The organism is Streptomyces sp. NPDC085931, assembly GCF_044540565.1.
Classification (GTDB): Bacteria; Actinomycetota; Actinomycetes; order Streptomycetales; family Streptomycetaceae; genus Streptomyces.
On the sequence record NZ_JBITSK010000008.1, the window covers coordinates 57,086 to 82,677 of the forward strand.

Genomic DNA, 25,592 nt, shown 5'->3' on the forward strand with positions numbered 1-25,592 from the left:
TGTCTACGCGCGTCTCGAACTCACCCTTGTGTGCTCCCCGTTGGCCTCGGAATAGTGGGCGCTCGTCAACGAAGCCTTCCGGTCCGGCCAGGTCCCCACAACCTCCCGGGCCGACCCCCCACAGGAGGACAGAAGTTGAAGCACCGACGCATACCCGGGCGGCGTGCAGCCGTGGCCGGTGCGGGCATCGCCGCACTCGTCGCCGCGGGAGTGACGTTCCAGACCGCGAACGCCAGTGAGACCCCTGAGGCGTCCGCACCCCGCACGCTGTCCGTCACGGCGGCCGGAAAGCTCGCCTCGACGCTGGCGCAGGACCTGGGCGCCGACTCGGCCGGGACGTACTACGACACCGAGAGCCGGACCCTCGTGGTGAACGTGCTGGACGAGGCCGCCGCGCGGGCCGTCGAGCAGGCCGGCGCCGAGGCGAGAGTCGTGGCGAACTCCCTCGCCGAGCTCAGGAGCGCCCGCAGCACGCTGAAGCGGGACGCGACGATCCCGGGTACCTCCTGGGTGACCGACCCGACGACGAACAAGGTCGTGGTGACCGCCGACCGCACGGTTACCGAGGCCGAGTGGGCGACCCTGACGAAGGTCGTGGACGGGCTCGGGGCGAAGGCCGAACTGAAGCGGACGCGGGGGGAGTACAAGCCCTTCATCGCCGGTGGCGACGCGATCACCGGGGGCAGCGGCCGCTGCTCGCTGGGCTTCAACGTGGTCAAGGGCGGCAAGCCCTTCTTCCTCACCGCGGGGCACTGCACCGAGGGCATCTCCACGTGGTCCGACTCCAGCGGCAACCAGATCGGGACCAACGCGGACTCCAGCTTCCCGGGCGACGACTACGGGCTGGTCGAGTACACCGCGGACGTGGCCCACCCGAGCGAGGTGAACCTCTACGACGGGTCCACTCAGAAGATCTCCGGTGCCGCTGAGGCGACCGTCGGCATGCAGGTCACCCGGAGCGGGTCGACCACGCAGGTGCACGACGGGAAGGTCACGGGACTGGACGCCACGGTGAACTACGGCAACGGCGACATCGTGAACGGGCTGATCCAGACCGACGTGTGCGCCGAGCCGGGGGACAGCGGTGGTTCGCTGTTCTCGGGTGACAAGGCGATCGGGCTCACGTCCGGTGGCAGCGGCGACTGCACCTCCGGCGGGGAGACGTTCTTCCAGCCGGTGACCGAGGCGCTGTCCGCCACGGGGACGCAGATCGGCTGATCGTACGTCGGTGAGCCCCGCCCCCCTTGCTCCGGGGGCGGGGCTTTCACGGCGTCCTGCGGCGCGTCGCCGCCGCCATCGTGACGGCTGTGCCGACCGCTGCCCAGGCCGCCAGTACGAGGAGGGGGCCGGTCATCGCGTTGCTGTCGAAGTAGGCGATCGAGCGGGCCGACCAGGTGCCGGCGCCCGGGGGCAGGGCCGGGCCGATCGCCTGCCAGAAGGGCGGGAGCAGGGGTGGGGGCAGGGCGCCGCCCGCGCTCGGGTTGCCGAGGACGACCACCAGCAGGATGACCAGGCCGATGCCGATCGTGCCGAAGAGGCCCTGCAGAGCGAGGGTGGCCGCTCCCACGGCGAAGATGACCAGCGCGCCCAGGCCCCAGAGGGCGGCCGTGCCGCCGGGGAGGGCGTCGAGGACCGGGCCGGCGATGAGGGCTCCGCCGAGGCCGCCGACGATCGCGATCAGGGCCGTCGCCCCCAGGCGGATCGCGGCACGGGAGAGGTTGGAGGGCTTGGCGCCGGCGCTGACGGCGAGGGCCGCGGCGCCCAGGTAGCCGCCCACGCACCAGCCGATCACCAGGTAGAAGGACGACAGGCCGTTGGGGTCGTGGGGCGCGGACGGGATCACGTCGACGGTGCGCAGGGCGCGCCGCTCGGACTTCTCCAGCTTCGTGACGAGGGCCGTCAGCGTGGTGGACAGGACCCGGCCGCCGCCGGAGGCGACCAGGAGCGTGTCGGTGGTGCCGGACGGGTCGACGATCAGGGCGGCGTCGATGTCGCGGTTGCGGATCCGGTCCCGGGCCGTCCTCTCGTCCGGCAGCGTGCGGGGGTCCAGGGGGGAGCCGGGGAGCCGTGCCAGGCGGGTCGCCGTCTGCTCGGCCGCGGCCCGCGGGGCCACCACGCCGATCGGCACGTCCCGGGGTTTCGGGTCGTGCAGCGCCCCCACGTAGGAGGCGATGAAGAGCAGCTGGAGCGCGACCACACCGAGGATGAGCAGGGTGGCACGGGGGGTGACGGCGTCGGTCACCTCGGCGCGGAACGAGCGGGGCGGCATGCCTCCACGGTCGGGGGCCGCCGGGTGTTTCCGCAGGTGGGGCGGGGCCGAACGGATGTCGCACATACATTCGAGGATGGGGGTATGGTGGGGGTGAGGTAGCTGGGAACAGATGTTCGAGAGCAGGTTGCTCACGAGTGCGGGAGGTGCGTGTGCCGGGGTTCACGCATCTGCACACCGTCTCCGGATTCTCGTTGCGCCATGGAGCCTCGCACCCGGAACGGCTGGCCGAACGTGCCTCCGAGCGGGGCATGGAAGCCCTGGCCCTCACCGACCGCGACACGGTCGCCGGTGCCGTCCGGTTCGCCAAGGCGTGCGCCGGGCAGGGGATCCGTCCGCTGTTCGGGGCGGACCTGGCGGTCGGGCTCGGGGCCGGGAAGCAGGAGCGGCGCCGGACCCCGGTGAGGGGAGGCGCCTTCGTCGACGAGTCCGCCCCCCGCGCGGTCTTCCTCGCCCGGGACGGAGCCCGGGGGTGGGCCGCGCTGTGCCGGCTCGTCTCGGCGGCGCACGAGGGCGAGGGAGCGACGCCCCTGCTGCCCTGGGAACGCAACCGGGGCGAGGGGCTGACCGTGCTGCTCGGGCCCGGCTCCGACGTCGGGCGCGCCCTGGCCGCGGGACGCCCCGACCGGGCGGCCCGGCTGCTGGCGCCCTGGCGCGAGGTCTACGGCGACGACCTGCGGCTGGAGGCGGTCTGGCACGGCCGGAACGGGACCGGCCCCGGATCGCTGCGGCTGGCCGCCCGTACCGTCGGGTTCGCCGCCGAGCAGGGCGTCCGGCCCGTGCTCACCAACGCCGTACGGTACGCCGACCCCGGGATGGGGCCGGTCGCCGACGTCCTGGACGCGGCCCGGCGCCTGGTGCCCATCGACCCCACCAGGGAGCTGGACTCCGGCGAGGCCTGGCTCAAGGACCCGGAGGCCATGGCGCACGCGGCCGAGCGGATCGTGGAGGCCGCCGGGTTCCGGCGGGAGCTCGCGCACCGGCTGCTGGAGCAGACCGCGGCCACCGCCGCCGCGTGCCGGGTCGACCCCGAGGACGACCTCGGGATCGGCACCGTCCGCTTCCCCGAGCCGCACCTGGTCGGCGCCGGGCGCCGCACCGCCCAGCGGGCCCTGGCCTCACGGGCGGCGGCGGGGATGGTGCTGCGCGGGTACGAGCGGCGGCGGGAGTACTGGGAGCGGATGCACCACGAGCTGGACATCATCGCCCACCACGGGTTCGCCTCCTACTTCCTCACCGTCGCCCAGGTGGTCGACGACGTCCGGGAGATGGGTATCCGGGTGGCCGCCCGGGGGTCCGGGGCCGGGTCGCTGGTCAACCATCTGCTCGGCATCGCGCACGCCGACCCGATCGAGCACCGGCTGCTGATGGAGCGGTTCCTGTCCAAGGAGCGGGTCGTGCTGCCCGACATCGACATCGACGTGGAGTCCGCGCGCCGGCTGGAGGTGTACCGCAAGATCATCGGCCGGTTCGGCGCCGAGCGGGTCGCCACGGTCGCGATGCCGGAGACGTACCGCGTACGGCACGCGATCCGGGACGTGGGGGCCGCCCTGTCCATGGACCCGGCCGAGATCGACCGGATCGCCAAATCCTTTCCGCACATCCGGGCGCGGGACGCCCGGGCCGCGCTGGAGGAACTGCCCGAGCTGCGCGCGCTGGCCGGGGAGAAGGAGAAGTACGGCAGGCTGTGGGAGCTGGTCGAGGCGCTGGACGCCCTGCCGCGCGGGGTCGCCATGCACCCGTGCGGGGTGCTGCTGTCCGACGCCTCCCTGCTCGCGCGCACGCCGGTCGTGCCGACCAGCGGCGAGGGCTTGCCGATGTCGCAGTTCGACAAGGACGACGTCGAGGACCTCGGGCTGCTGAAGCTGGACGTGCTGGGCGTGCGGATGCAGTCGGCCATGGCGCACGCGGTGCGGGAGGTGGAGCGGGTCTCGGGGGAGAAGGTCGACCTGGACGCCCTGCCCGAGGGGGACCCGGAGACCTACCGGCTGATCCGGTCCACCGAGACGCTCGGCTGCTTCCAGATCGAGTCGCCCGGGCAGCGGGACCTGGTCGGGCGGCTGCAGCCGGCCGGCTTCCACGATCTCGTCGTCGACATCTCGCTGTTCCGGCCCGGGCCGGTCGCCGCCGACATGGTGCGGCCGTTCATCGAGGCCCGGCACGGGCGGGCGCCCGTCCGTTACCCGCACCCGGATCTGGAAGGGCCGCTGAAGGAGACGTACGGGGTCGTCGTCTTCCACGAGCAGATCATCGACATCGTCGACATCATGACCGGCTGCGGGCGCGGCGAGGCCGACCGGGTGCGGCGCGGGCTGTCCGACGCCGAGTCGCAGGGGCGGATCAAGGTGTGGTTCGCCCAGCACGCGGCGGCGAACGGCTATGACGCGGAAACGATTCAGCGCACCTGGGAGATCGTCGAGGCCTTCGGTTCCTACGGCTTCTGCAAGGCGCACGCGGTCGCCTTCGCCGTGCCGACGTACCAGTCGGCGTGGCTGAAGGCGCATCACCCGGCCGCCTTCTACGCGGGCCTGCTCACGCACGACCCCGGGATGTACCCGAAGCGGCTGCTGCTGGCGGACGCGCGGCGGCGCGGGGTGCCCGTGCTGCCGCTGGACGTGAACAAGTCGGGGGTCGCCCACCGTATCGAACTGGTGTCCGGTAAGTGGGGTCTGCGGCTGGCGCTCTCCGATGTGCACGGCATCAGCGAGGCCGAGGCGGCGCGGATCGCCGAGGGCCAGCCGTACGCCTCACTGCTCGACTTCTGGGAGCGGGGCCGGCCCAGCCGTCCGCTGGCCCAGCGGCTCGCGCAGGTGGGCGCGCTGGACGCGTTCGGCGCCAACCGCCGGGACCTGCAACTGCACCTGACCGAACTGCACCGGGGCGCGCGGGGCGGAGGCGGTGGCCAGCTGCCGCTGGCCGGCGGGCGGAAGACGGCCCCGGCGGGACTGCCCGACCTCACCTCCTCGGAACGGCTCAGTGCCGAGCTGGGTGTGCTCTCCATGGACGCCTCGCGCCATCTCATGGACGACCACCGGCCGTTCCTCGACGAACTGGGCGTGGTGTCGGCCCGTCGGCTGCGCGAGGTGCGGCACGGCGAGACGGTGCTGGTCGCGGGCGCCAAGGCGGCCACCCAGACACCGCCGGTCCGGTCCGGCCGGCGGGTCATCTTCTCCACCCTGGACGACGGCACGGGCCTGGTTGACCTCGCCTTCTTCGACGACTCCCACGACGCCTGCGCCCACACCGTCTTCCACTCCTGGCTGCTGCTGGTGCGCGGGGTGGTGCAACGGCGCGGGCCGCGCAGTTTCAGCGTGGTGGGCAGCGCCGTCTGGAACCTCGCGGACCTGCTCGACGTGCGCCGGGAGGAAGGGCTCGAGGGGGTCGCGGCCCGGCTGGCCGGGGGCGGGGAGGCCGGCGGTGGCGACGGTTTCGGTGACGACGGCGAGGGGGCCGCGCGCCGGCGGCTCGCCGGGTCGGAGGGCGCGCCCGCGCCGACGGGTTCCGCCGCCCAGGACCCGATGGAGCGGCGGAGGATCCGCATGGCCACGGGGTACGAGATGCACCCCTGGGCCGATCTGCGTCCCGCGGGTGAAGGACCCGCGGTGGGAAGGAAGTTGTGGCACCGGAGTCCGGGGAGTGCGGGATGACCATTCTTTGCGTACGTTTCCAGCTGCCTCCGACGAGCGAGGCCGATCTGCCGCGGCTGCTCGGGCTGCTGGAGGAGTTCACCCCCGTCGTCCAGGCCCTGCCCCCGGACGGGGCCCTGGCCGATCTGCGGGGCGCCGAGCGGTACTTCGGGCGGGACGCCGTCGAACTGGCCTCGGTGATCCGGGTGCGCGCCCTCGCCCTGTACGGCGTGGACTGCGTGATCGGCGCGGGGCCCGGGCCGATGCTGGCCCGGGTGGCGCTGCGTCACGCCGTGCCCGGGGTGACGTGCGCGGTGCCCGGGGAGCCGGACGCCATCGCGGAGTTCCTCGCGGACCAGCCGGTCTCGGTGCTGCCCGGCGTGGGCGCCGCGACCGCGCGCACCCTGACCGACTACGGCCTCGACACCCTCGGCCGGGTCGCCGCCGCGCCGCTGTCCACGCTCCAGCGGCTGGTCGGCGCGAAGGCGGGCCGCGAGCTGCGCGAGAAGGCGAGCGGTGTCGACCGCGGCCGGGTCGTACCGAACGCCGTCTCCCGCTCCCTCGCCGCCGAACGCCCCTTCGGGCGCGACGAGCTGGACCCGGACCGGCACCGCCGGGCGCTGCTCTCGGCCGTCGAGGAGATCGGCGCCCGGCTGCGCGCCCTGGAGAAGGTCTGCCGCTCGCTCACCCTGACCGTGCGCTACGCCGACCGCTCGGCCACCACCCGCAGCCGCACCCTGACCGAGCCGACCGCGCACTCGCCGGCGCTGACCAGGACCGCGTACGGCATGTACGAGGCGCTCGGGCTGCAACGCGCCCGGGTGCGGGCGATCGCCCTGCGCGCCGAGGGGCTCGACCCCGCCGAGCAGGCCGCCCACCAGCTGACCTTCGACCCCGTGGACGAGAAGGTCCGGCGCATCGAGGAGGTCGCGGACCGCGCGCGGGCGAAGTTCGGGCCGCGGGCGGTGATGCCCGGGGGGTTGGGCGGGGTGGCGGCGTAGGCGTGTGGTTCGGCACGTAGTCCGCAGGAGGAACGGCCTCTCAGCGCCGCAAGGCCTGCTCCACCAGTACGGCCGCAGCGCCCGTGTAGTCGGTCGGGTCGCACAGCGTGACCAGCCGGTCCACAAGCGAGCGGGGCACTTCCGGCATGCGGGCGAGCACCGTGGCCAAGGGCTGCCCCGTGGTCTGCGCTTCCTGCGTGGCGCGCGTCAGCAGCGCTTTGGCAGGGGCCTTGCCCAAGGCGGGCGCCAGATGGGCGACCAGCCGCTCGGACACCACCTGACTGTCCGTCAAGTCCAGGTTGGAGCGCATGCGGTCCGGCCGCACCTTCAGCCCTTCGACGAGTTCCGCAGCGGTCTGCGCGGCGCCACCGGTCAGCCGTAGACAGTCCCGGAGCAGCGGCCACTCCGCGTGCCACACCCCGGCGGACCGTTCGTCCTCGGTGACCAGGCACTGTGCCAGTGCCGCCGAGAGGGCGGGCACTTGCAGCGCGGCACTGCGAACGAGCGTCGCGAGCACGGGGTTGCGCTTGTGCGGCATGGCCGAAGAGGCACCGCGGCCGGACGCGGCCGGTTCGGTGACCTCACCCACCTCGGTACGGGTCAACGCCTGGACGTCCACGGCGATCTTGCCGAGCGCCCCGGCGGCGAAGGCCAGTGCAGCGGCCAGGTCGGCCACGGGTGTGCGCAGCGCGTGCCAGGGCAGTGCCGGCCGGGCCAGTCCCGTTTCGTCGGCATAGGCGTCCACCAGCCCTGTCACGTAGCCGTCCGGGTCGGCCAGGGTGCCCCCCTCGGCGAGTGCCGCGTACTCCAGGTATCCAGCCAGCGTGCCCGCCGCTCCGCCCAGGGAGGCGGGGAGGTTCCGCTGGACGCGGGCGACGCGCTCCTGCGCGTCCAGCACCAACTCCCGCCAGCCGGCGGCGCGCAGCCCGAAGGTGGTCGGTACGGCGTGCAGCGCCAGGGTACGTGCGACGGCGGGAGTCCGCCGGTGTGCTGTCGCCAGCGCTGTCAGCGCATCGGCCGTACGCCGCAGATCGGCGAGGATCAGGTCGAGTGTCCTCCTCGCGACGAGCATGGTGCCGGTGTCGAGCACGTCCTGGCTGGTCGAGCCCCGGTGCACGTACTCGGCTGCCTCGGGGTCCTCGGCCGCGACGACCTCGGTGAACGCCTGCACCAGGCCGACCACCGGGTTGGCCGTCTCCCGCGCCGCCAGCGCCAGTGCTCTGACATCGAGCCGGTCGGCACGAGCCACTCGCGTGATCACCTCGGCCGCCGCAGCGGGGAGCGTACCCACCTTCGCCTGTGCGCGGGCGAGCGCCGCTTCCGCGTCCAGCATGGCCTGTACCCAGGCCAGGTCACTGGTGGCGGCCTCCACCCGCGTGCCCGCGCGCACCGGTGCGAGCAGGCCGGCATCCGTCAGGTGCGTCGCGGTGGCCGGAGTCGCGTGCGTGAGTGTCACACGATCACCCCGGACAGCTCCCCTTCGGCGTCCACCCGACGCACTTCCGCCGGTACGTGCGCCGTCTGCGGCAGGGCGAGAACGGCACGGGCGATCGCGTCGGAGTCGCCGAGCGTCACCGAGTCCACCCCGGGCCGGATGCCCGCTGCCGTCACCCAGTGCACCGCTTCCGTGGGCACCCCGTACGCGAATCGGCGGGGGTGAGGGCGGCCTCGTCCGTCCAGCAGCCGGTAGGGCCGCTCGGTCACCGCGAGTCCTCCGGTCACGTAACCGGTGCCGTCAGCGGTCGCGATCCGGTACGGCGCCGCCTGGTCCGTATCCAGCAGGTGCTTGAGCAGAGGGTCCTCCGTGCGGCGCAGGTCGGGCTCGGGCAACCGTGCCTCTATCAGGACGCGGGCACGTACCGCTTCACCGGGCACAACCGTCGAGTGCGCCACGTACACCTGGGCGGTGGTGTCGATCCGCACCTGAGTGCCCGGACCCGTCACGGTCAGCACGCCCGCTTCGATCAGCGCGATCATCTCCTCGATGCGGGACGCCGGCGGCCCGATCGACAGGAAGGCGTTCAACGGCGTGTACCAGCCCTCGAGGTCGTCCCGGTGGGAGTTCCCCTCGAGGCCTCCGTGGTCGACGGCGAGACGGATTTCGTTGCGCAGGTCACGCAGCACGTCCAAGGCGGCTTTCAGAGGACCGCTGACGTTGCCGAGCCGGGCTGCGGCGACATCGCGCCGCAAGTAGTCCAGCAGCCAGGCGGTGAATTCCCGGCGGTCGGTGAACTCGCGCTCCCCGTACGGTCGCGAAAGCCGCTCCCAACTCCAGTGCTGATCGGCCGGGATGCCGTACTCGTCCAGCAGTTCCCGCCGGTCCCCTTCGGTTTCCGTGGTGAGGAAAGCCTCGGTGAATTCCTCCCGCAGCGCGGCGTCTCCTCGGGAGGCCAGCAGCGTACTGTAATAAACGCTCTGCACCTCCAGGGAGATCAACGGCCACAGGTCCTCGGTGAAGTTGACCGGTTGTCCGGCCGAACCGCGTCGCCGCAGACCGGCGATGTACTCGGCGGTCAGCTTGCGCGGGAAGTAGCGACCGGTGGCACCCTTCTCGTTCTCCCCGCGCGCGTGGTAGGGCACGCCGCGGCGGGAGAACGCGAACAGACGCGGCTCCTGGCCCGAGGGCCGGTACACCAACCGGTCGCCTTCTCGTACCATCCGGCCGCCACGGCCCACCGTGAACAGCGCCATGTGATCGAAGAAGTTCAGCCCCAGCCCTCGCAGCAGTACGTTCTCGCCCGGCTTGATGCCGCTGAGGTCCAGGTCGGCGGGGTTGGCGGGGGTGATGTAGGTCAGGTGGTGAATGCGGGACAGGCTCGCCGTGCGTGCTTCACGCGAGGACAGGCGCGCCGGGACGTGCCCCTGGGCCAGCACGACCGCGTCCAGTGTGTCCAGCCGAGTGCCGTCTTGGAGCCGCACACCCTGCGGCCCACCGGGCACGCCGTGGGTGTCGGCGGCGGCCACCGCGCGGGAACGGTGCACCCGTACCGTGACATGGTGCGGGGCCGAGGCCACGATCCGCTCGAAGCAGCCTTTGAGGTAGTGGCCGTAGAAGGCACGTGTCGGATAGGAGTCGGGCCCCAGCTTCCGTGCCTCCTCCATGACCTCCGTGCCGAAGTCGGCCGGGTCGCCCAGCAGGGCGAGGGACTTGGCCCACTCGTACAGGGTGGGGCCCGGCTCGATGGGCCCGTCGATGTGCGCGCTGTCGTCGGTGAAGACCGTGATCTGCGAAGCCACCGTGTTCATCAGCAGGTGCTGGGACTGCTCAGGGCGCCATACGGCACCCGCGCCCGGGGCGGCCGGATCCACCACATGCACGGTCACAGCCGAATGCGTCGGTGCGGTGCGCTCATTGGCCAGCAGGCGCTCGAGCACCGACAGCCCGCGCGGGCCCGCGCCGACAATGCACACCTCGAAATTGCCGTGCATGCAGGGAATCCCTTCCAGGTGGGGAGGAAACCAGTGAGGAATCAGCGGCCTTCGGCCGGGCCGCCGAAGGTTGCCGGGGGAATGTCGCACAGCCGGACCACGAATGGTCGGCGAGGTGGTCGGCGGGAGGCGCGACGGAGATATGTGTCCGTGTGCGCGCCCCTGCGGGCCGGGACCTCGATGACGGGACGGTCGCTTTCCGTTGCCTCGGCGGATAAGTGATATCCCATGGCCAAGAGCATGGCGATGCCGTACTGGCGGCGGCAAGGCGCCTCTTTCCAGTCCGTCAGGTCCGTGAGGGACCGTCAGATGCCGGCAGTGAGGGACCGTCGGCTGCCGGCGGTGGCGAGCACAGGAGCGGCGCCGCCGGTACGGGTTACCGCCGCAAGTTTTTACTGACGCGTAACTTCCCCCTTTGACTACTCACCCGTAACTTGACGAGTGAACAGCATCCCGTGATCCGGATCACAGGGCGTCGTGCCGTCGCACCTCCCTTGAGCCGCAAGGAGATCACCCGATGCTGCCCTGGAAACGAGTGCTCAGACCCCTGGCCGCGCTGCTGCTGACCGCCGCGGCCGTCACCGTCCCCGCCACCACCGCCCAGGCCGCCGGTGCCCCGAGCTCCGGCTGGAACGACTACTCCTGCAAGCCCTCCGCCGCCCACCCCCGCCCCGTGATCCTGGTCCACGGCACCCTGGGGAACTCCGTCGACAACTGGCTCGGCCTCGCGCCCTACCTGGAGGTCCGCGGCTACTGCGTCTTCTCCCTCGACTACGGGCAGTTGGAAGGCGTCCCCTTCTTCCACGGGCTCGGGCCCGTCGAGAAGTCCGCCGCGCAGCTGAGGGACTTCGTCGACCGGGTGCTCGCCGCGACCGGCGCCACCGAGACCGACCTCGTCGGCCACTCGCAGGGCGGCATGATGCCCCGCTGGTACCTGCGCTTCCTCGGCGGAGCCGCCAAGGTGAACGCCCTCGTCGGCATCGCGCCCAGCAACCACGGCACCGACCTGGGCGGCTTCACCCGCCTGCTGCCCTACTTCCCGGGCGCCGCGGACCTGCTCTCGAAGAACACGCCCGCCCTCGCCGACCAGGTCGCCGGCTCCGACTTCCTGACCAAGCTCAACGCCGGCGGCGACACCGTCCCCGGCGTGCGCTACACCGTCATCGCCACCCGCTACGACGAGGTCGTCACACCGTGGCGCACCCAGTACCTGAGCGGGCCGGACGTACGCAACGTCCTCCTCCAGGACCTGTGCCCGCTGGACCTGTCCGAGCACGTGGCCGTCGGGCTGTTCGACCGGATCGTTTTCCACGAGGTGGCCAACGCCCTCGACCCGGGCCGCGCCACGCCCACCACCTGCGCCTCCGCCGTCGAATGACACGTGCCGTCGGATGACACGTGCCGTCGGATGACACGCGCCGTCGGATGACACGTGCCGTCGGATGACACGTGTCAGGGAAGCGTTTCGGGGCCTGTCCGGCCTGAGCCGCCGGACAGGCCCCGAGTCCTGGGTCAGCGGCCGTGCCGCCCGCCGCTCACCGCCCGGCGCCGGGCCGACAGGAACAGGGCCGACGCACCCAGCGCCAGCGCCGCCGCGCCGCCGATCGCGACGTACGGGGTGCTGCCGTCACCGCCGGTCTCGGCGAGGTTCGCCGTGGCACCGGCGGCCTTCGGCGCGTTGGGGGCGGGGGCGGCCGCCTCCGTCTCGTCCCCGCCGGCCTCCCGGGTGGCCTCCTCCCGCGGGGCCGCCGCGGGCTCCGCCGAGGTGCTGGGGTCGTCGTCGCCGTGCCCGCCGTGCTCGATCGTCGACTTGTCGTTGCCCTGCTCGATCTGCTCCTCGGTGGGGGCCGAGGCGGACGGGGCCGGTGCGGCACCCCCGCCGGCGGACCCGCCGTCACCGGCCGGGGCACCGCCACCGGCCGGCGCGCCGCCCCCGCCGAAGCTGACGTCCGAGCAGGAGTAGAACGCCTCCGGGCTGTCCGAGCGCTGCCAGACCGCGTACAGCACGTGCTTGCCGGAACGCTCGGGCAGACTGCCGGAGAAGGTGTAGAAACCGCCCGTGGCCGCCGGGTCGGTGGACGTGGCCACCGGGTTCTGCAGGTCGAGGTCGCCCCAGGCAAGGGGCTCGGCCGGGTCGAAGCCGGGCTTGGTGATGTACACCTTGAAGGTGCCCTTGTGCGGGGCCGTCACGCGGTACTTGAAGGTGTGCGCGCCGCTCTTCACGGTGGTCGCGGGCCAGTCGGCGCGGGCCAGGTCGAGCCCCTTGAACTGCTCGTTGTTCGCGCTGCACAGCTTGCCGTCGGGTATGAGCTGCTGGTGGCGGCCGCCCGCGTCGCCGATGCGGATGCCGTTCCAGTCGTAGAGGGCCTGGGTGCCGCCCGCCGCCACCGCCGCCTTGCAGGCGGCCGACTTCGGGCTCTCGGGGCCCTCGGCGTAGCACTGCGAGACCCGGCTGACCGGGTCGCCCATCGAACCGTGCGCGGCCGCCGGTGCGGCGGTCAGCGCCGTGAGGGCGAGCGGGAGGGCGCCGAGGGCGGCGACGCTGGCTACCGTGCGGCGTGCGGGCATACGGGAACTCCTCGAAGCGGTGCGTGGATCAGGGCCGGGCCCGAACGGGCCGAATCCCGTGGGGTGATCCGAAGCTAGCCCCCGACGAGCGGGAAATCGCCTGCTGAGGGCGGGTGGAGGAGATCCTTATGCTCGCGTTAAGGGAGTGCTCAGACTGGCATCAGGTAGATACCGTCACGGCATGACCGACGAGGAGATCCGGCCGGCCGGCGCCGCCGACGCACCGGCCGTCGCGGAGGTGGTCGACGCGGCCTTCCGCCCCTACATCGAGCGCATCGGCCAAGTGCCGCAGCCCATGCGTGAGGACCACGCGGCGAACGTGGCCGCGGGCCGGGTCTTCGTGACCGGCGACCCGGTGCTCGGTCTCGTGGTCGTCGAGGCGTTCGAGGATCACCTGTACCTCGACACCATCGCCGTCCACCCCTCCGCGCACGGCAGGGGAGTGGGACGGCGGCTGCTGCGCTTCGTGGACGCACACGCGCGTGCCCTGGGCCTGCCCGAGGTCAGGCTCTGCACGAACGCGCTGATGTGGGAGAACCAGAAGATCTGTGCGAAATACGGCTACGAGCCGGTGGAACGCCGCGTCGACGGCCCCTACGACCGGATCCACTACCGCAAGCGGCTGCTCCGGCGCGTCTGATGGGGGCATCGGGCGTTCAGCTGTCCGGCCACCAGGTGCGCGCGATGTCCTTGCGGACCTCGGGGCGCCCCGCGGGGCGCTCGTCGGCCTCCTCGCGGATCCGGCGGACGTCCGACTTCTTCAGGGGCTTCTGCACGGTCGCACGGCGCATGGCTGCCTCCTTCAGGGTCTACCGGGTTCCGCGTTCTCACGGAGGTAGACCTTTCGGGGGAGAGTTCCTCATCGCTCCTGGTCTGTCTGTGGCCGCAGTCACGAATCGAGTGTCAGTGGCGGGTGTCACTCTTGGGCCCATGACGAACGACAGGACGGGATGACCTCGGTGAACACCGCCGGCGCCGTGGACTGGGACGCGCAGGCCGCGGTCTTCGACGAGCAGCCGGACCACGGGCTGCGCGACCCCGCGGTCCGCCGCGCCTGGGCCCAGCGGCTGCGCGGCTGGCTGCCCGGGCGCGCGGGCGACGTCCTCGACCTCGGCTGCGGCACGGGCAGCCTGTCACTGCTCGCCGCCGAGCAGGGACACCGGGTGACGGGCGTGGACCTCTCCCCGGCCATGGTGCGGCGCGCCCGGGAGAAACCGGCCGGCCGTGACGCCGTGTTCCTCGTCGGTGACGCGGCGGCACCGCCGGTCGGGGAGCAGCGCTTCGACGCCGTGCTGGTACGGCACGTGCTGTGGGCCCTGCCCGACCCCGCCCGCGCCCTGCGGCACTGGTCCGGGCTGCTGCGGCCGGGCGGACGGCTCGTGCTGGTCGAGGGCGTGTGGGGGAGCGCCGACCCGGTGGGCATACCGGCTGAGCGGCTCACCGCCCTGCTCGCCCCGATCGCCGGGCCGGTGCGCGTGGAGCGGCTGTCGGACGACGCGTCGCTGTGGGGCGGCCCGGTCACGGACGAGCGGTACGCGGTCCTCGCGCCGGTGCCCTGACGGACGGACGCGCCGGGCCGCACCGGCACGCCGGGTGCGGTGCGCCGGGCTCAGCCGGCAGCGCGGTGCGCCGAGCTCAGGCCAGCAGCGCGGTGAAGCCGTCGCCGCGGGCCAGGGAGTCCAGCTCGTCGAGCGCGGCCAGGGCGGCCCGTGCCGCCTCGGGGTCCGTGGCGGCGAGGCCGTTCGCCGCGAACTCGTCCTCGTCCAGGCGCCGCACGTCCGCGCCGTCCGCGGAGCGCCACAGGTCCAGGTCGAGGTCCTCCACGACCAGCTCCGCGCCGGACCGGACGGCAGGGCGGGTGACGTCGCAGTACCAGCCCTTGAGCCCGCCCGTGGCGGAGCGGACCTCCTTGACCGCGTACCAGCGGTCGCGCCAGTAGTACTCGGTGAAGACGTCACCGGGCTCGAAGCGGACGAACCCGAAGTCGCGCACGCCGGCGCCCGCCCACGCGGCCCGGACGGCGAGCCGGGTGCCGTCGTCCGCAAGGAGCTCACCGGCGTACCGGATCTTCGTGCGGCCCGCCTTGACGAGCACGACGTCCAGCCGCGCGGGACGCTCAGCCGAGTTCGCGGACATGGCGCACCTCCGTCGCGCCGATCTCGTAGCCGAACCACTTGTTGATGGCGATCATCGGCTCGTTGCCCGTGTCGTTCCCGGTGAACGCCTCCGTGTACCCCGCGGCGCGCGCCCGGTGCAGGGAGTCGTTCTTGGCGAGCTTCGCCAGGCCCCGGCCGCGGAACTCCCGGGCGGTGCCGGTCATGGCGGTGCCGTAGCGGGTGCCGTCGGTGTGGGCCACGCTGAAGGCGGCCGGCCGGCCGTCGACGACGGCGACCGTCGTCAGGTCGCGGTTCAGCAGCGGGTGCCGCCAGTTCTCCGCCAGCCACGCCTCGTAGTCGGTGAACTCGACGGCGATGTCGCCCGGTTCGTCCGCCACCACCTCCGCGTCCAGTGCGAACAGGGGACGCGGGTCGTCGGCGAAGTCGGCGGCGGTGCGCAGCTCCACGCCGGGCGGCAGGTCCTGGCGGGGCGGCAGGCCGCCGGACGTCAGGTCGAGGCGGAGGAAGTAGGCGGACCGGCTGGCCCGGAAGCCGCGGCGCTCGGCGAAGGCGCGGTTCTCCGGCTCGTCCAGCACCCAGGCGAACACCTTGGTCACGCCCAGCGCCGCGAGACGCTCCTCGGCGGTGCGCAGCAGGAGCGAACCGGCGCCCCGCTGCCTGCGGTCGGGCCGCACGTAGATGTTGGCGGAGCCCTGGCCGGGTTCCGGGCTCTCGTGCGCGACGCTGACCTGGGCCGTGCCGATGATCTCCCCGTCCTCCTCGGCGACGAGCTGGGTGAAGTGGGCGTCCGGGTGGGCGTGGGTCACGGTGTGCAGCACGGACTCCGGAGTGGAGAGCATGTAGGGGAGGGCGAGGCGGCGGGTGGTGGAGAACCCCTCGGCGTCGGCTCGGACATCGGGTCGCAGGTCGCGCACGATCACGGTCATGGAGGCGCACGTTACGTCGGGGGGCGCCCCGGGTGCCTCTCATTTTCCGTCCCGTGCGGGACAATCGGCCCTGTGACCCTGAAGATCGACATCGACGACAGCGCGCCGCCGTACGAGCAGGTGCGGGCGCGGATCTCCGAGCAGGCGCGGTCGGGCGAACTGCCGGTGGGATACCGGCTGCCGACCGTGCGAGGGCTGGCCGAGTCGCTGGGCCTCGCGGCGAACACGGTCGCGAAGGCGTACCGCGCGCTGGAGGCGGACGGGGTGATCGAGACGCGGGGCCGCAACGGCACGTTCGTGGCCGCCGCCGGCCCGGCGGCGGAACGGGAGCTGGCGGCCGCCGCCCAGGCGTACGTCGAGCGGGCCCGGCGCCTGGGGCAGGGGGAGGACGCGGCACTCGCCGCCGTACGGGACGCCCTGCGGGCGGCCTACGGGGCTTGAGGTGCGTGACGGCCCGCCGGCGGGACCGTCCCCCCGGGCGGGCGAAGGGGCGGTGCGGACCGGCCCGGGCGGTGCCGCGTGGCGTACTGCTCAGGCCCGGACCAGGTGCTCCGGCGTGCGGGTGATCTTCAGGCCCGCCGCTCTCCCCGCCCGCGCGAACGCCATCGCGTCCACGACCGCGGCGCCGCCCGGGTCGTTGTTGAAGTACGCGTAGACGTCCTCGCCGTCGTGCCAGGTCGTGGCGATGCGGTCGAGCCAGGTGGCGAGGGAGCGGCGGCCGTAGCGGGGCCAGGGCCGGGCGCGGCCCTGGTGGAAGCGGACGTAGCCCCAGTCGGCCGTGCGCCACAGCGGTGTGACGGGGCGGGCCAGGACGTCGGCCCAGCACAGGGCGGCGCGCCGGGACTCCAGGACCGCGCGGACCTGCGGGGTCCACCAGGAGTCGTGACGGGGTTCGACCGCGACCCGCGTCGCGGCCGGGAAGCAGGCCAGGCAGGCGTCGAGCAGACCGGGGTCGGCGCGCAGGGTGGGCGGGAGCTGCAGCAGGACCGGGCCGAGCCGGTCGCCGAGGCCCGCCGCGTGGGTCATCAGCCGGTGCACCGGCTCCTCGGGCTCCTTGAGCCGCTTGATGTGGGTCAGATAGCGGCTGGCCTTGACCGCCACGACGAAGTCCGGCGGCACCCTGCCGCGCCAGTCCTCGAAGGTCTCCCGCGCCGGCAGCCGGTAGAAGGCGTTGTTGATCTCGACGGTGGCGAAGTGCCCCGCGTACTCCTCCAGCCAGAGCCGCACCGGCAGCCCGGACGGATACAGGACGTCCCGCCAGTCCTTGTACTGCCATCCGGACGTGCCGACGAACAGGGTCATAGCCCCATCAAAGCACCGGCGGGCGCGGACCTCCTACAGATACAGGCCCGCGTCGACGTCCCCGCGCGGCTCGGGCAGCGACGTCGGGGACGTGCCCCGGCGCAGCGCGTACAGCTCCGCCAGGGTGGCGCCCTCGCGGCCGACACCCTCCTCGCGGCCCAGCCAGCCCACCGCCTCCGCGCGGGTCAGCGGGCCCACCTCGATCCGGGCGAGACACCGCCCGGGGCGGACGACCGCGGGGTGCAGGCGTTCCAGGTCCTCGTTGGTGGTGACGCCGACCAGCACGTTGCGGCCCTGGCCGAGCAGACCGTCGGTCAGGTTCAGCAGCCGCGACAGGGCCTGGCCCGCCGTGTGCTTGGCCTCGCCGCGGATCAGCTCGTCGCAGTCCTCCAGGAGCAGCAGCCGCCAGCGGCCCTTGCCGGAGGCGTCCTCCTCGCCGATGGCGATGTCCATGAGGTAGCCGACGTCGCTGAACAGCCGCTCCGGGTCCAGGACGCAGTCCACCTGGCACCAGTCGCGCCAGGACCGGGCGAGCGTGCGCAGCGCCGAGGTCTTGCCGGTGCCCGGCGGGCCGTGCAGCAGCAGCAGCCGGCCCGCGATGTCCTCCGGGGTCGTCTTCATCAGCCGGTCCATGGCGTCCGCCACCGGAGCCGTGTAGTTGGGCCGGACCTCGTCCCAGGTGCCCGCCGCGATCTGGCGGGTCGTGCGGTGCGGGCCGCGGCGCGGGGAGACGTACCAGAAGCCCATCGTGACGTTCTCCGGCTGCGGTTCGGGCTCGTCCGCCGCGCCGTCCGTGGCCTGGTCGAGGACCTTCTTCGCCAGCTCCGCGCTGGTGGCCGTCACCGTGACGTCGGCGCCCCGGTTCCAGCGGGAGACCAGCAGCGTCCAGCCCTCGCCCTCCGCCAGGGTGGCGCTGCGGTCGTCGTCCCGGGCGGCGCGCAGCACCCGGGCGCCGGACGGCATAAGCGTCGCGCCGGAGCGGACGCGGTCGATGTTCGCCGCGTGGGAGTACGGCTGCTCGCCCGTGGCGAAGCGGCCGAGGAACAGCGCGTCGACGACGTCGGCCGGGGAGTCGGAGTCGTCGACGGTGAGCCGGATCGGCAGCGCCTCGTGCGGGTTGTCAGCCATGCCGCCATGATCCGGCACGGGCGCGCCGCGTGCACCCGGTTTCCGGGTGCACGCGGCGGGCCGCCCGCGCAGGTCAGCCTCCCGGGCGGGGGAGGAGCCGGCGCGCCTGCCGGGCCCTGCGGACCAGGGCGTAGCCCTTCGTCAGGGCCCGGTCGCCGGCGAACGTACGGGCGATCGCGCGGCCCTCGGCCAGCCGCGCGAACTCCTCGATACCCGTGCCGCGCCGCACCGTCACGCGCCGCAGGGCGTACGGCCCCTGCGCCCGGCGCGCCAGGGCGTTGCCGACGGCGAGGGCCTGCGCGTAGCCCGTCTCGCGCACCGCTCGGCGGACCCGGCGGCTGGAGTAGCCGTACGGGTAGGCGAACGAGCCCGGGACACTGCCCAGTTGGTCGGAGACGATCTCCTTGCAGTGGATCAACTCGAACCGCAGGGTGGCGTCGGAGACCTGGTCGAGCTGCGGGTGGCTGTGGCTGTGCCCGCCGATCTCGACGCCCGCCGCCGCGAGTTCGCGGACCTGGTCCCAGTCGAGCATGGTGTCCAGGCCGCCGCCGGTGTCGTACGGGCCCCTGAGCCAGCCGGTCGAGACGAACAGGGTGGCCGGGAAGCCGTGCTTGGCGAGGGCGGGCAGGGCGTACCGGTGCACGCCCTCGTAGCCGTCGTCGAAGGTGATGAGGACCGGCCGGTCGGGCAGCGGGCGCCCGGAGCGCCAGCGGGCCGCGAGGTCGGCCGTGGTGAGCGGGGTCATGCCCCGGTCGGCGAGCACCGCCAGCTGCCCGGCGAACGCCTCCGGGGTCACGGACAGGGCGCGGGTCGCCTCGTTCGGGTCGGTGGCGACCGCGTGGTACATCAGGATCGGTACGCGGGTGTCGTCACTCACGGGCCGTCACCTCCACCCGGGGCACCTGGAAGGCGGTGCCGCCGCGGCGCGCGCGGACGCTGCCGGCGACGTAGCCGCCCGCCGCCGTCAGCACCCCGGCCACGATCGCGCCCGCCCGCCCCGCGCCCCCGGGCCGGGCCAGCAGGGCGTCCCGCAGCCCCCGGGCCACCCCGGCCGGCAGCACGCGGGTGGCGTACCGGCGTTCGGACTCCAGGCCCTTGTCCGCGCCGACGCTCCGGGCCACCAGGGCCTTGGACAGGCCCTCGGCGTAGGTGCGCGTGCGGAAGTAGCGGAAGCGCTCGCGGATGTCCGGCACCCGGTGGTGGATGACGGCCCGGTCGTCGATCAGCAGCACCGCGTCGGGCCGGGCGCGGCTGAGGCGGATGCACAGCTCCGTCTCCTCGCAGCCCAGCGGGCGTTTGTCGCCGTCCCGGCCGATGCCGGTGGCGAAGCCGCCCGCCGCGTCGAAGGCGCTGCGCCGGAACGAGGCGTTGCCGCCCAGCACGTTGCGCACCCGGACCCGGCCGCGCGGCAGGCCCCGGTAGCTGCAGCCCACCACCCAGTCGAACTCCTCCGGGAACCACTCCGGGCGCCGCCCCGACGCCCACACCGGCACCGTGCGCCCGCCGACCGCCAGCACCCGGGGGTCGTCGTACGCCTCGGCGAAGTACCGCAGCCAGTCGCGCTCGGCCACGGCGTCGTCGTCGAGGAACGCCACGATCTCGCCGCGCGCGGCGGCGATGCCGGTGTTGCGGCCCGCGGACAGGCCGCGGGGGCCCGCGTTGGCGAGCACCCGCACCTCGGCGGCTTCCTTGTACTCCTTGCCGAGCCGGTCCAGCAGGGCCTGGTTGTGGTCGACGACCAGCAGCGTCTCCAGGGCCGGCCGGGACTGTGCCCGCACCGAGGAGACCGCCGCGAGGACGTCCTCCCAGCGGTCCTCGGTGTAGGCGCAGATCACGACGGAGACGTCGGGACCGCTCAACGCGCCTCTCCCCGGACGGCGTCGAGCATCGGCGACGGTGCCGTACGGCGGCGCAGCGCCCGGCGGTTGGAGCGCTCCTGGAGGATCACCCGGAGCACGCGCAGCCCGTCGCGCACGGCCCGCAGGTTGCTGGTGCCGTGGATGCGCAGGTACTCGTGGCTCGGGATCTCCTGCACCTTGAGGCCGGCCTTGACGACCCGGATGTTCATCAGGGTCTCGACCTCGAAGCCGGTGCAGTCCAGGTCGATCCTGTCGAGGCAGTGCCGCCAGAAGGCGTTGTAGCCGTAGCACAGGTCGGTGTAGCGGGCACCGAACTTGCGGTTGACGACCGCGCACAGCGCCCGGTTGCCCATCTTGCGGATGAAGGTCATGTCGTCGGTGCCGCCGCCGTTGGCGAAGCGGGAGCCCTTGGCGAAGTCGGCGCCCGAGACCAGGGCGGAGACGTAGGAGAGGATCTCCCCGCCGTCGGCCGAGCCGTCCGCGTCGACCATCACGATGATGTCGCCGGTGCAGGCCTGGAAGCCGGTGATCAGGGCGTCGCCCTTGCCCTTGCCGCGCTGCTCGACCACCTTCACCTCGGGCCACAGCTCGCGGGCCACGTGGACGGTGTCGTCGGTGGAGTTGCCGTCGACCAGGACCACTTCGTGGATCCAGTCGGGCAGGGTCTTGAAGACGTACGGAAGGTTCTCCGCCTCGTTCATGGCCGGGATCACCACGCTCACCGGCGGGGCTATCGCCAGGTGCGAGGAGACGGGCCGGTATGTGGCAGCGGCCGGCGGATGCTCGTCCGTCACGGCCGGCTGCAGAACTGAGCTCATGAGTCTGGTCCCTCTCGTCCGGTGGACCGCCCCCCCAGGGCAGTCCGGATCCAGTCCGGTTCGAAAGGGGGGTTCTCACCCGGGGCGCGCCGAGATGGACCTTCGGCACGCCGGGTGAGCTGGCAAAGCTGGCCGGCCTCCGGAAAACGGCAGCCGACCGCGCGGCACGGCCCGGAGACCGGTGCGGTCACCGAGCACGGCACCCCCCTACCGCGCCCCGCGCCGGTACGTCGCGGTCCTTGAGCCCTCCCCTAGAGCCGCGTACTGACGGACCGATGCGGGTGAGATGTATGACGGTATTGACGATTGAACCCGTATGGCAAGACCTGGAACGGCCGCTCACGTTTTTGTTGGTTTGGTCGTTGCGTCAGGTGATGTGTGGGACGCAAGTTGACTGGTTCCCGACCGGTATACGGCCGTTCCCCGGCAGGCGTGTCATGCCTGCCGGGGAACGGTCGTTCAGCTGTTCGTGCTTACGGGACGAGCTGCAGGAGCCGGTTCGGCGAGCCCGAACCCGCGCTCGTGACCTTGCCGGTGACGGCGCCGGCCACCAGGGCCGAGGCGACCTGGGCCGGGGTGGAGGTGGTGTGCCCGGCCAGGTACACCGCCGCCGCGCCCGCCACGTGCGGGGTCGCCATCGAGGTGCCGGAGATGGTGTTGGTGGCGGTGTCGCTGGTGTGCCAGCCGGCCGTGATGGAGGAGCCGGGCGCGAAGATGTCCAGGGCCGAGCCGTAGTTGGAGTAGCTCGCCTTGGCGTCCGTGCTGGTGGTGGCGCCCACCGTGATCGCCTCGGCGACCCGGGCGGGGGAGGACGAGGAGGCGGTGGTGCTGCTGTTGCCCGCGGCGACCGCGTAGGTGACGCCGCTGGCTATGGAGTTGCGGACGGCCGTGTCGAGGCTGGAGGAGGCGCCGCCGCCGAGCGACATGTTGGCGACCGAGGGGCCGGAGTGGTTCCGCGTCACCCAGTCGATGCCCGCGATCACGCCGGCCGTGGTGCCGGAGCCGCTGTTGTTCAGCACGCGCACGCCCACGATCCGCGCCTTCTTGGCGACGCCGTAGGTCGAGCCGGCGATCGTGGTGGCCACATGGGTGCCGTGGCCGTTGCCGTCGGAGGCGTTGGTGTCGCCGTCGACGGCGTCGTAGCCGTGCGCCGCACGGCCGCTGATCTGCTGGTGGGTGATGCGCACACCGGTGTCGATCACATAGACCGTCACGCCGCTGCCCGCGCTGTCCGGGTAGGTGTAGGTGCCGGAGAGCGGGAGCGAGGGCTGGTCGATGCGGTCCAGGCCCCAGGGGGCATTGGTCTGGGTGGCGGCGAGCGAGACGCGCTGGTTCTGCTCGACGGAGGCCACGGCCGGGTCGGCGGCCAGCCGCCGGGCCTCGGCGGCGGAGAGCTCGGCGGAGTAGCCGTTCAGAGCCGTGCCGAACGTCCTCTCGACCGTGCCGCCGTACTCCTTGACGAGGCCCTTGCCCGCGGCCGAGGACGCCTTGAGGCCCGCGCTCTTCTTGAGCGTGACGATGTAGCTGTCCTTGATCGCGGCCGGGGAGTCCGCGGCGAGCACCCGGCCCTCGGCCGGGGCGGCCTGGGCGGGGAGGGCGGTGAGCCCGCCGACGAGGGCGGCGGTCGCCGACAGGGTGATCGCGGCCAGTCCGAGTCTCTTGCTACGCAGTTGTGCCATTACGAGGGAGTCCTCCTCTAGGCGGCGCGTGCCTGGGTGGGGCGCGCGTCATGTGGGGGAGTGCGCGTGCTCGCGCACACGGCCGGGGGAGCGTCGCGTTCCGCTCCCGGCCGAGGTAAAGCGTCGACCATCTACCGGGGTAGAACAAGGGAGTTGAACAGCCATCAACAAATCTGACATGAACACGCAACACGAGTGGCCGGATACGTGGTCACAGGCGCGGTGAACACGCCATGTGTCGTGAAAAGGGCCGAAAGACTTGGCATGGACACTTCCGGTCAACACGCGTAGCTGCTACGACGGTCGTGGCAGAGATCCTGCTAAAGGGAGGTTCCATGAGACGTTCCCGATTTGTCGTCCTCGTGAGCTCGCTCCTCCTCGCCGTCGGCACCGCCCTGACCGGGGCAGCCACGGCGCAGGCGTCCTCACTCGCCGCAACTGGCGGCTATGTGGCCCTCGGTGACTCCTATTCGTCCGGAGTCGGAGCCGGCAGCTACATCAGCTCCAGCGGCGACTGCAAGCGCAGCACTAAGGCCTATCCCTACCTCTGGGCCGCCGCCAACTCACCCTCCACCTTCGATTTCACGGCCTGTTCCGGCGCCCGAACGGGTGATGTTCTCTCCGGACAGCTCGGCCCGCTCTCCACCGCCACCGCCCTCGTCTCCGTCAGCGTCGGCGGCAACGACGCCGGGTTCGCCGACGTCATGACGACCTGTGTCACCCAGTCCGACAGCGCCTGCATCTCCCGCATCAACACCGCCCGCGCCTACGTCGACTCCACGCTGCCCGGCAAGCTCGACAGCGTGTACTCGGCGATCCGCTCCAAGGCACCGAGCGCCCGGGTCGTCGTCCTCGGCTACCCCCGCTTCTACCAGCTCGGCACCACGTGCCTCGGTCTGTCCGAGGCCAAGCGCAAGGCCATCAACGACGCCTCCGACCACCTGAACACCGCCATCGGCAAGCGCGCCGCGAACCACGGCTTCGTCTTCGGCGACGTCCGCACCACCTTCGCCGGCCACGAGATCTGCTCCGGCGACTCCTGGCTCCACAGCGTCAACTGGCTCAACATCGGCGAGTCCTACCACCCGAAGGCCCCCGGCCAGTCGGGCGGCTACCTGCCCGTGCTCAACGCCAACGACTGACCGCTCAGCCGGACCCGGACCCGGACCCGGAGCCCGACCCGGACCCGCCGTCCGGGCCGTCCTCCGTGTCCGGCTCCGTGTCCGAGGGAGAAGGGGAGGCCCCGCCCGTCGGGGTCTCCGTCTCGCACGTGAGCGAGAACGGCACCGACTCGGACGTCGTGCGCACCGGCTCCCGCACCTCGACGGCGATCTCGTTCTCGATCGTGCCGGACCGCGCCTCGGTCGTGACCGTCACGGTGTCCCGCTTCGTCCGGCCGCCGCCCTCGGGGAACGACGCCGTCTTCCAGCCCCCGTCCAGCACCGAGCCGTCCTGCGTGATCCAGCGGTAGCGCACCTCGGCCGGCAGTCGCCCCACCGTGAGCGTCGCCGTGAACCTCGGCGCCCGCGCGTCCGGCGGCGGGCACGAACCCGTGTAGTCCGTGTGCGATCCCTCCAGCGCGACCCGTACCGACTGCGGCGGCGGACTGCTCCGCCCGCTCCCGCTCGGCGCCGGCGAAGGACTGGACTTCCCGCTCCCGGTGTTCCGCGGCGGGTCCTGTGTCCCGGCGGGCGTGCTCGCCCCCGCGCCCCGGTCGCCGTCCCCGCCGTCGCCACCGTTGTTCAGCAACGCGTACGTCAGCCCGCCCACCGCCAGCGCCAGCACGACCACGCCCGCGACCAGCACCCGGCCGGCCCGCCGGTCGCGGTCCCGGTGGGCGGCCGGCGCCGTCGCGTCCGGGCCCGGCGGTGCCGGCTGTCCCGGGAAGGGCATCGGCGGCGTCGGCGACGTCCCCGACGACTCCGGGCGCGCCGCCACCGTCGGCGGAAACGGGACCGCCCGCACGGTGTCCGCCCGGGGCGAGCCGCCCGCGCCGATCACCCGCAGCTCCTGCTCGGCCCGCTCGGCCGGCAGCCGCTGCTCCGGCTCCTTGCGCAACAGCCCCTCGATCACCGGGGCCAGCGGACCGGCCCGGTACGGCGGCGGCAGCTCCTCGTCCACGATCGCCCGCAGCGTGCTCAGCGGCGTGTCGTGACGGAAGGGGGAGTGGCCCTCCACCGCCGCGTACAGCAGCACACCGAGCGACCACAGATCGGACTCGGGACCCGGCGTGCGCCCGAGCGCGCGCTCCGGGGCGAGGAACTCGGGCGAGCCGATCACTTCCCCGGTCATGGTCAGCGCGGAGCTGCCCTCCACCATGGCGATGCCGAAGTCGGTGAGCACGATCCGGCCGTCGTTGGCGATCAGCACGTTGGCCGGCTTCACGTCCCGGTGCAGCACCCCGGCCTCGTGCGCGGCCCGCAGCGCGGCCAGCACCTCGGCACCGATGTGCGCGGCGCGCTGCGGCGACAGCGGGCCCTCGGCGTCCAGCACTTCGGCCAGGGACAGGCCCCGGACCAGCTCCATCACGACCCAGGGCCGGCCCTCGTCGGTCGCCACGTCGTACACGGTGACCACGTTCCGGTTGGTGATCCGGGCCGCCGCCCACGCCTCCCGCTCCAACCGGGCGTACATCCGCCGCACGTCGTCGCCCCCCAGCCCGGCCGGGGCGCGCACCTCCTTGACGGCGACCTCGCGGTGCAGCAGCTCGTCGCGGGCGCGCCAGACCGTGCCCATGCCGCCCTCGCCGAGCGGTGCCAGGAGCCGGTAGCGGTCCGCGATCACCCGCTCATGGCCCGGTACTTCGGACACGGCGCCCCCTTCGCAGCCGGGCGGAATCTCTCTGAGACCTGTATTCCCCAGGACGTCGG

22 protein-coding genes are annotated in these 25,592 nt (G+C 72.9%); 8 read left to right on the top strand and 14 right to left on the bottom strand.

Annotation, left to right across the window (positions count from 1 at the left end; translation table 11 throughout):
• Positions 1-135: 135 nt before the first annotated feature.
• On the top strand, positions 136-1,218 hold the full coding sequence (locus ACIGAN_RS18360; RefSeq protein WP_399858690.1) for a S1 family peptidase: 1,083 nt from the start codon (positions 136-138) through the stop codon (positions 1,216-1,218).
• A gap of 46 nt (positions 1,219-1,264) precedes the next feature.
• On the opposite strand, the gene ACIGAN_RS18365 is transcribed toward ACIGAN_RS18360, so the two are convergent.
• Positions 1,265-2,269 carry a DUF3533 domain-containing protein gene (locus ACIGAN_RS18365; protein ID WP_399858693.1) on the bottom strand — a complete coding sequence of 335 codons (1,005 nt, stop codon included), beginning with the start codon at positions 2,267-2,269 and terminating at the stop codon, positions 1,265-1,267.
• Between the two features lie 152 nt (positions 2,270-2,421).
• Here ACIGAN_RS18365 and ACIGAN_RS18370 point away from each other — a divergent pair, with 152 nt between their 5' ends.
• Complete coding sequence (locus tag ACIGAN_RS18370) at positions 2,422-5,916, top strand: DNA polymerase III subunit alpha (protein ID WP_399858695.1); 3,495 nt, start codon at positions 2,422-2,424, stop codon at positions 5,914-5,916.
• Complete coding sequence (locus tag ACIGAN_RS18375) at positions 5,913-6,896, top strand: DNA polymerase Y family protein (RefSeq protein ID WP_399858698.1); 984 nt, start codon at positions 5,913-5,915, stop codon at positions 6,894-6,896. The genes ACIGAN_RS18370 and ACIGAN_RS18375 overlap by 4 nt, the downstream gene beginning before the upstream one ends.
• A 40-nt stretch (positions 6,897-6,936) precedes the next feature.
• Here the strand turns inward: ACIGAN_RS18375 and pcaB are convergent, their stop codons facing one another.
• Both pcaB and ACIGAN_RS18385 read right to left on the bottom strand, forming a co-directional pair.
• A complete protein-coding gene (pcaB, locus tag ACIGAN_RS18380; protein WP_399858701.1) occupies positions 6,937-8,352 on the bottom strand; it encodes a 3-carboxy-cis,cis-muconate cycloisomerase in 1,416 nt (471 codons plus the stop codon).
• Positions 8,349-10,325: an FAD/NAD(P)-binding protein gene (locus ACIGAN_RS18385; protein WP_399859180.1), complete on the bottom strand. Its 1,977-nt coding sequence runs from the start codon at positions 10,323-10,325 to the stop codon at positions 8,349-8,351. Before ACIGAN_RS18385 ends, pcaB begins: the two co-directional genes overlap by 4 nt.
• A 517-nt stretch (positions 10,326-10,842) precedes the next feature.
• Between ACIGAN_RS18385 and ACIGAN_RS18390 the strand changes: the two genes are divergently transcribed.
• The gene (locus tag ACIGAN_RS18390; RefSeq protein ID WP_399858704.1) at positions 10,843-11,703 is read left to right on the top strand and encodes an esterase/lipase family protein; all 861 of its coding nucleotides are present in this window, start codon (positions 10,843-10,845) and stop codon (positions 11,701-11,703) included.
• A gap of 134 nt (positions 11,704-11,837) precedes the next feature.
• Here the strand turns inward: ACIGAN_RS18390 and ACIGAN_RS18395 are convergent, their stop codons facing one another.
• Entirely contained in the window at positions 11,838-12,893 is a 1,056-nt protein-coding gene (locus ACIGAN_RS18395) for a lytic polysaccharide monooxygenase auxiliary activity family 9 protein (RefSeq protein ID WP_399858706.1), read from the bottom strand.
• Positions 12,894-13,074: 181 nt separating this feature from the next.
• Between ACIGAN_RS18395 and ACIGAN_RS18400 the strand changes: the two genes are divergently transcribed.
• Positions 13,075-13,533 carry a GNAT family N-acetyltransferase gene (locus ACIGAN_RS18400; protein WP_399858709.1) on the top strand — a complete coding sequence of 153 codons (459 nt, stop codon included), beginning with the start codon at positions 13,075-13,077 and terminating at the stop codon, positions 13,531-13,533.
• 16 nt (positions 13,534-13,549) lie between these two features.
• Here ACIGAN_RS18400 and ACIGAN_RS18405 read toward each other — a convergent pair whose 3' ends face one another.
• Entirely contained in the window at positions 13,550-13,684 is a 135-nt protein-coding gene (locus tag ACIGAN_RS18405) for a hypothetical protein (RefSeq protein ID WP_365737161.1), read from the bottom strand.
• Positions 13,685-13,843: 159 nt separating this feature from the next.
• Between ACIGAN_RS18405 and ACIGAN_RS18410 the strand changes: the two genes are divergently transcribed.
• Positions 13,844-14,452, top strand: a complete 609-nt coding sequence (locus tag ACIGAN_RS18410; protein ID WP_399858712.1) for a class I SAM-dependent methyltransferase — start codon at positions 13,844-13,846, stop codon at positions 14,450-14,452.
• A 76-nt stretch (positions 14,453-14,528) separates the two neighbouring features.
• Here ACIGAN_RS18410 and ACIGAN_RS18415 read toward each other — a convergent pair whose 3' ends face one another.
• Complete coding sequence (locus ACIGAN_RS18415) at positions 14,529-15,029, bottom strand: DUF402 domain-containing protein (protein WP_399858714.1); 501 nt, start codon at positions 15,027-15,029, stop codon at positions 14,529-14,531.
• Positions 15,010-15,936, bottom strand: a complete 927-nt coding sequence (locus ACIGAN_RS18420) for a GNAT family N-acetyltransferase (protein ID WP_365737157.1) — start codon at positions 15,934-15,936, stop codon at positions 15,010-15,012. Before ACIGAN_RS18420 ends, ACIGAN_RS18415 begins: the two co-directional genes overlap by 20 nt.
• Before the next feature lie 72 nt (positions 15,937-16,008).
• Between ACIGAN_RS18420 and ACIGAN_RS18425 the strand changes: the two genes are divergently transcribed.
• Entirely contained in the window at positions 16,009-16,377 is a 369-nt protein-coding gene (locus ACIGAN_RS18425) for a GntR family transcriptional regulator (RefSeq protein WP_365089625.1), read from the top strand.
• A 90-nt stretch (positions 16,378-16,467) separates the two neighbouring features.
• Here ACIGAN_RS18425 and ACIGAN_RS18430 read toward each other — a convergent pair whose 3' ends face one another.
• The 6 genes from ACIGAN_RS18430 to ACIGAN_RS18455 all read right to left on the bottom strand — a co-directional run bounded on the left by ACIGAN_RS18430 (position 16,468) and on the right by ACIGAN_RS18455 (position 22,722).
• Entirely contained in the window at positions 16,468-17,238 is a 771-nt protein-coding gene (locus ACIGAN_RS18430; protein ID WP_365737155.1) for a DUF72 domain-containing protein, read from the bottom strand.
• Positions 17,239-17,271: 33 nt separating this feature from the next.
• Positions 17,272-18,366, bottom strand: a complete 1,095-nt coding sequence (locus tag ACIGAN_RS18435; RefSeq protein WP_365089621.1) for a DUF5925 domain-containing protein — start codon at positions 18,364-18,366, stop codon at positions 17,272-17,274.
• Positions 18,367-18,439: 73 nt separating this feature from the next.
• Entirely contained in the window at positions 18,440-19,213 is a 774-nt protein-coding gene (locus ACIGAN_RS18440; RefSeq protein WP_399859183.1) for a polysaccharide deacetylase family protein, read from the bottom strand.
• Between the two features lie 22 nt (positions 19,214-19,235).
• A complete protein-coding gene (locus ACIGAN_RS18445; protein ID WP_399858718.1) occupies positions 19,236-20,225 on the bottom strand; it encodes a glycosyltransferase in 990 nt (329 codons plus the stop codon).
• Entirely contained in the window at positions 20,222-21,043 is an 822-nt protein-coding gene (locus ACIGAN_RS18450) for a glycosyltransferase family 2 protein (RefSeq protein WP_399858720.1), read from the bottom strand. Before ACIGAN_RS18450 ends, ACIGAN_RS18445 begins: the two co-directional genes overlap by 4 nt.
• 473 nt (positions 21,044-21,516) lie before the next feature.
• Complete coding sequence (locus ACIGAN_RS18455) at positions 21,517-22,722, bottom strand: S8 family peptidase (RefSeq protein ID WP_399858722.1); 1,206 nt, start codon at positions 22,720-22,722, stop codon at positions 21,517-21,519.
• A 335-nt stretch (positions 22,723-23,057) separates the two neighbouring features.
• On the opposite strand from ACIGAN_RS18455, the gene ACIGAN_RS18460 reads away from it, so the two are divergent.
• A complete protein-coding gene (locus ACIGAN_RS18460) occupies positions 23,058-23,864 on the top strand; it encodes an SGNH/GDSL hydrolase family protein (RefSeq protein ID WP_365737148.1) in 807 nt (268 codons plus the stop codon).
• 4 nt (positions 23,865-23,868) lie between these two features.
• Here the strand turns inward: ACIGAN_RS18460 and ACIGAN_RS18465 are convergent, their stop codons facing one another.
• The gene (locus tag ACIGAN_RS18465; RefSeq protein ID WP_399858725.1) at positions 23,869-25,533 is read right to left on the bottom strand and encodes a serine/threonine-protein kinase; all 1,665 of its coding nucleotides are present in this window, start codon (positions 25,531-25,533) and stop codon (positions 23,869-23,871) included.
• Between the last annotated feature and the right edge of the window lie 59 nt (positions 25,534-25,592).

Coding starts and splice junctions, on each gene's coding strand:
- ACIGAN_RS18365 (WP_399858693.1), bottom strand. CDS start 2,269: ATGCCGCCCCGCTCGTTCCGCGCCGAGGTGACCGACGCCGTCACCCCC.
- ACIGAN_RS18375 (WP_399858698.1), top strand. CDS start 5,913: ATGACCATTCTTTGCGTACGTTTCCAGCTGCCTCCGACGAGCGAGGCC.
- ACIGAN_RS18385 (WP_399859180.1), bottom strand. CDS start 10,325: ATGCACGGCAATTTCGAGGTGTGCATTGTCGGCGCGGGCCCGCGCGGG.
- ACIGAN_RS18390 (WP_399858704.1), top strand. CDS start 10,843: ATGCTGCCCTGGAAACGAGTGCTCAGACCCCTGGCCGCGCTGCTGCTG.
- ACIGAN_RS18395 (WP_399858706.1), bottom strand. CDS start 12,893: ATGCCCGCACGCCGCACGGTAGCCAGCGTCGCCGCCCTCGGCGCCCTC.
- ACIGAN_RS18400 (WP_399858709.1), top strand. CDS start 13,075: ATGACCGACGAGGAGATCCGGCCGGCCGGCGCCGCCGACGCACCGGCC.
- ACIGAN_RS18405 (WP_365737161.1), bottom strand. CDS start 13,684: ATGCGCCGTGCGACCGTGCAGAAGCCCCTGAAGAAGTCGGACGTCCGC.
- ACIGAN_RS18410 (WP_399858712.1), top strand. CDS start 13,844: ATGACCTCGGTGAACACCGCCGGCGCCGTGGACTGGGACGCGCAGGCC.
- ACIGAN_RS18415 (WP_399858714.1), bottom strand. CDS start 15,029: ATGTCCGCGAACTCGGCTGAGCGTCCCGCGCGGCTGGACGTCGTGCTC.
- ACIGAN_RS18420 (WP_365737157.1), bottom strand. CDS start 15,936: ATGACCGTGATCGTGCGCGACCTGCGACCCGATGTCCGAGCCGACGCC.
- ACIGAN_RS18430 (WP_365737155.1), bottom strand. CDS start 17,238: ATGACCCTGTTCGTCGGCACGTCCGGATGGCAGTACAAGGACTGGCGG.
- ACIGAN_RS18435 (WP_365089621.1), bottom strand. CDS start 18,366: ATGGCTGACAACCCGCACGAGGCGCTGCCGATCCGGCTCACCGTCGAC.
- ACIGAN_RS18440 (WP_399859183.1), bottom strand. CDS start 19,213: ATGTACCACGCGGTCGCCACCGACCCGAACGAGGCGACCCGCGCCCTG.
- ACIGAN_RS18450 (WP_399858720.1), bottom strand. CDS start 21,043: ATGAGCTCAGTTCTGCAGCCGGCCGTGACGGACGAGCATCCGCCGGCC.
- ACIGAN_RS18455 (WP_399858722.1), bottom strand. CDS start 22,722: ATGGCACAACTGCGTAGCAAGAGACTCGGACTGGCCGCGATCACCCTG.
- ACIGAN_RS18460 (WP_365737148.1), top strand. CDS start 23,058: ATGAGACGTTCCCGATTTGTCGTCCTCGTGAGCTCGCTCCTCCTCGCC.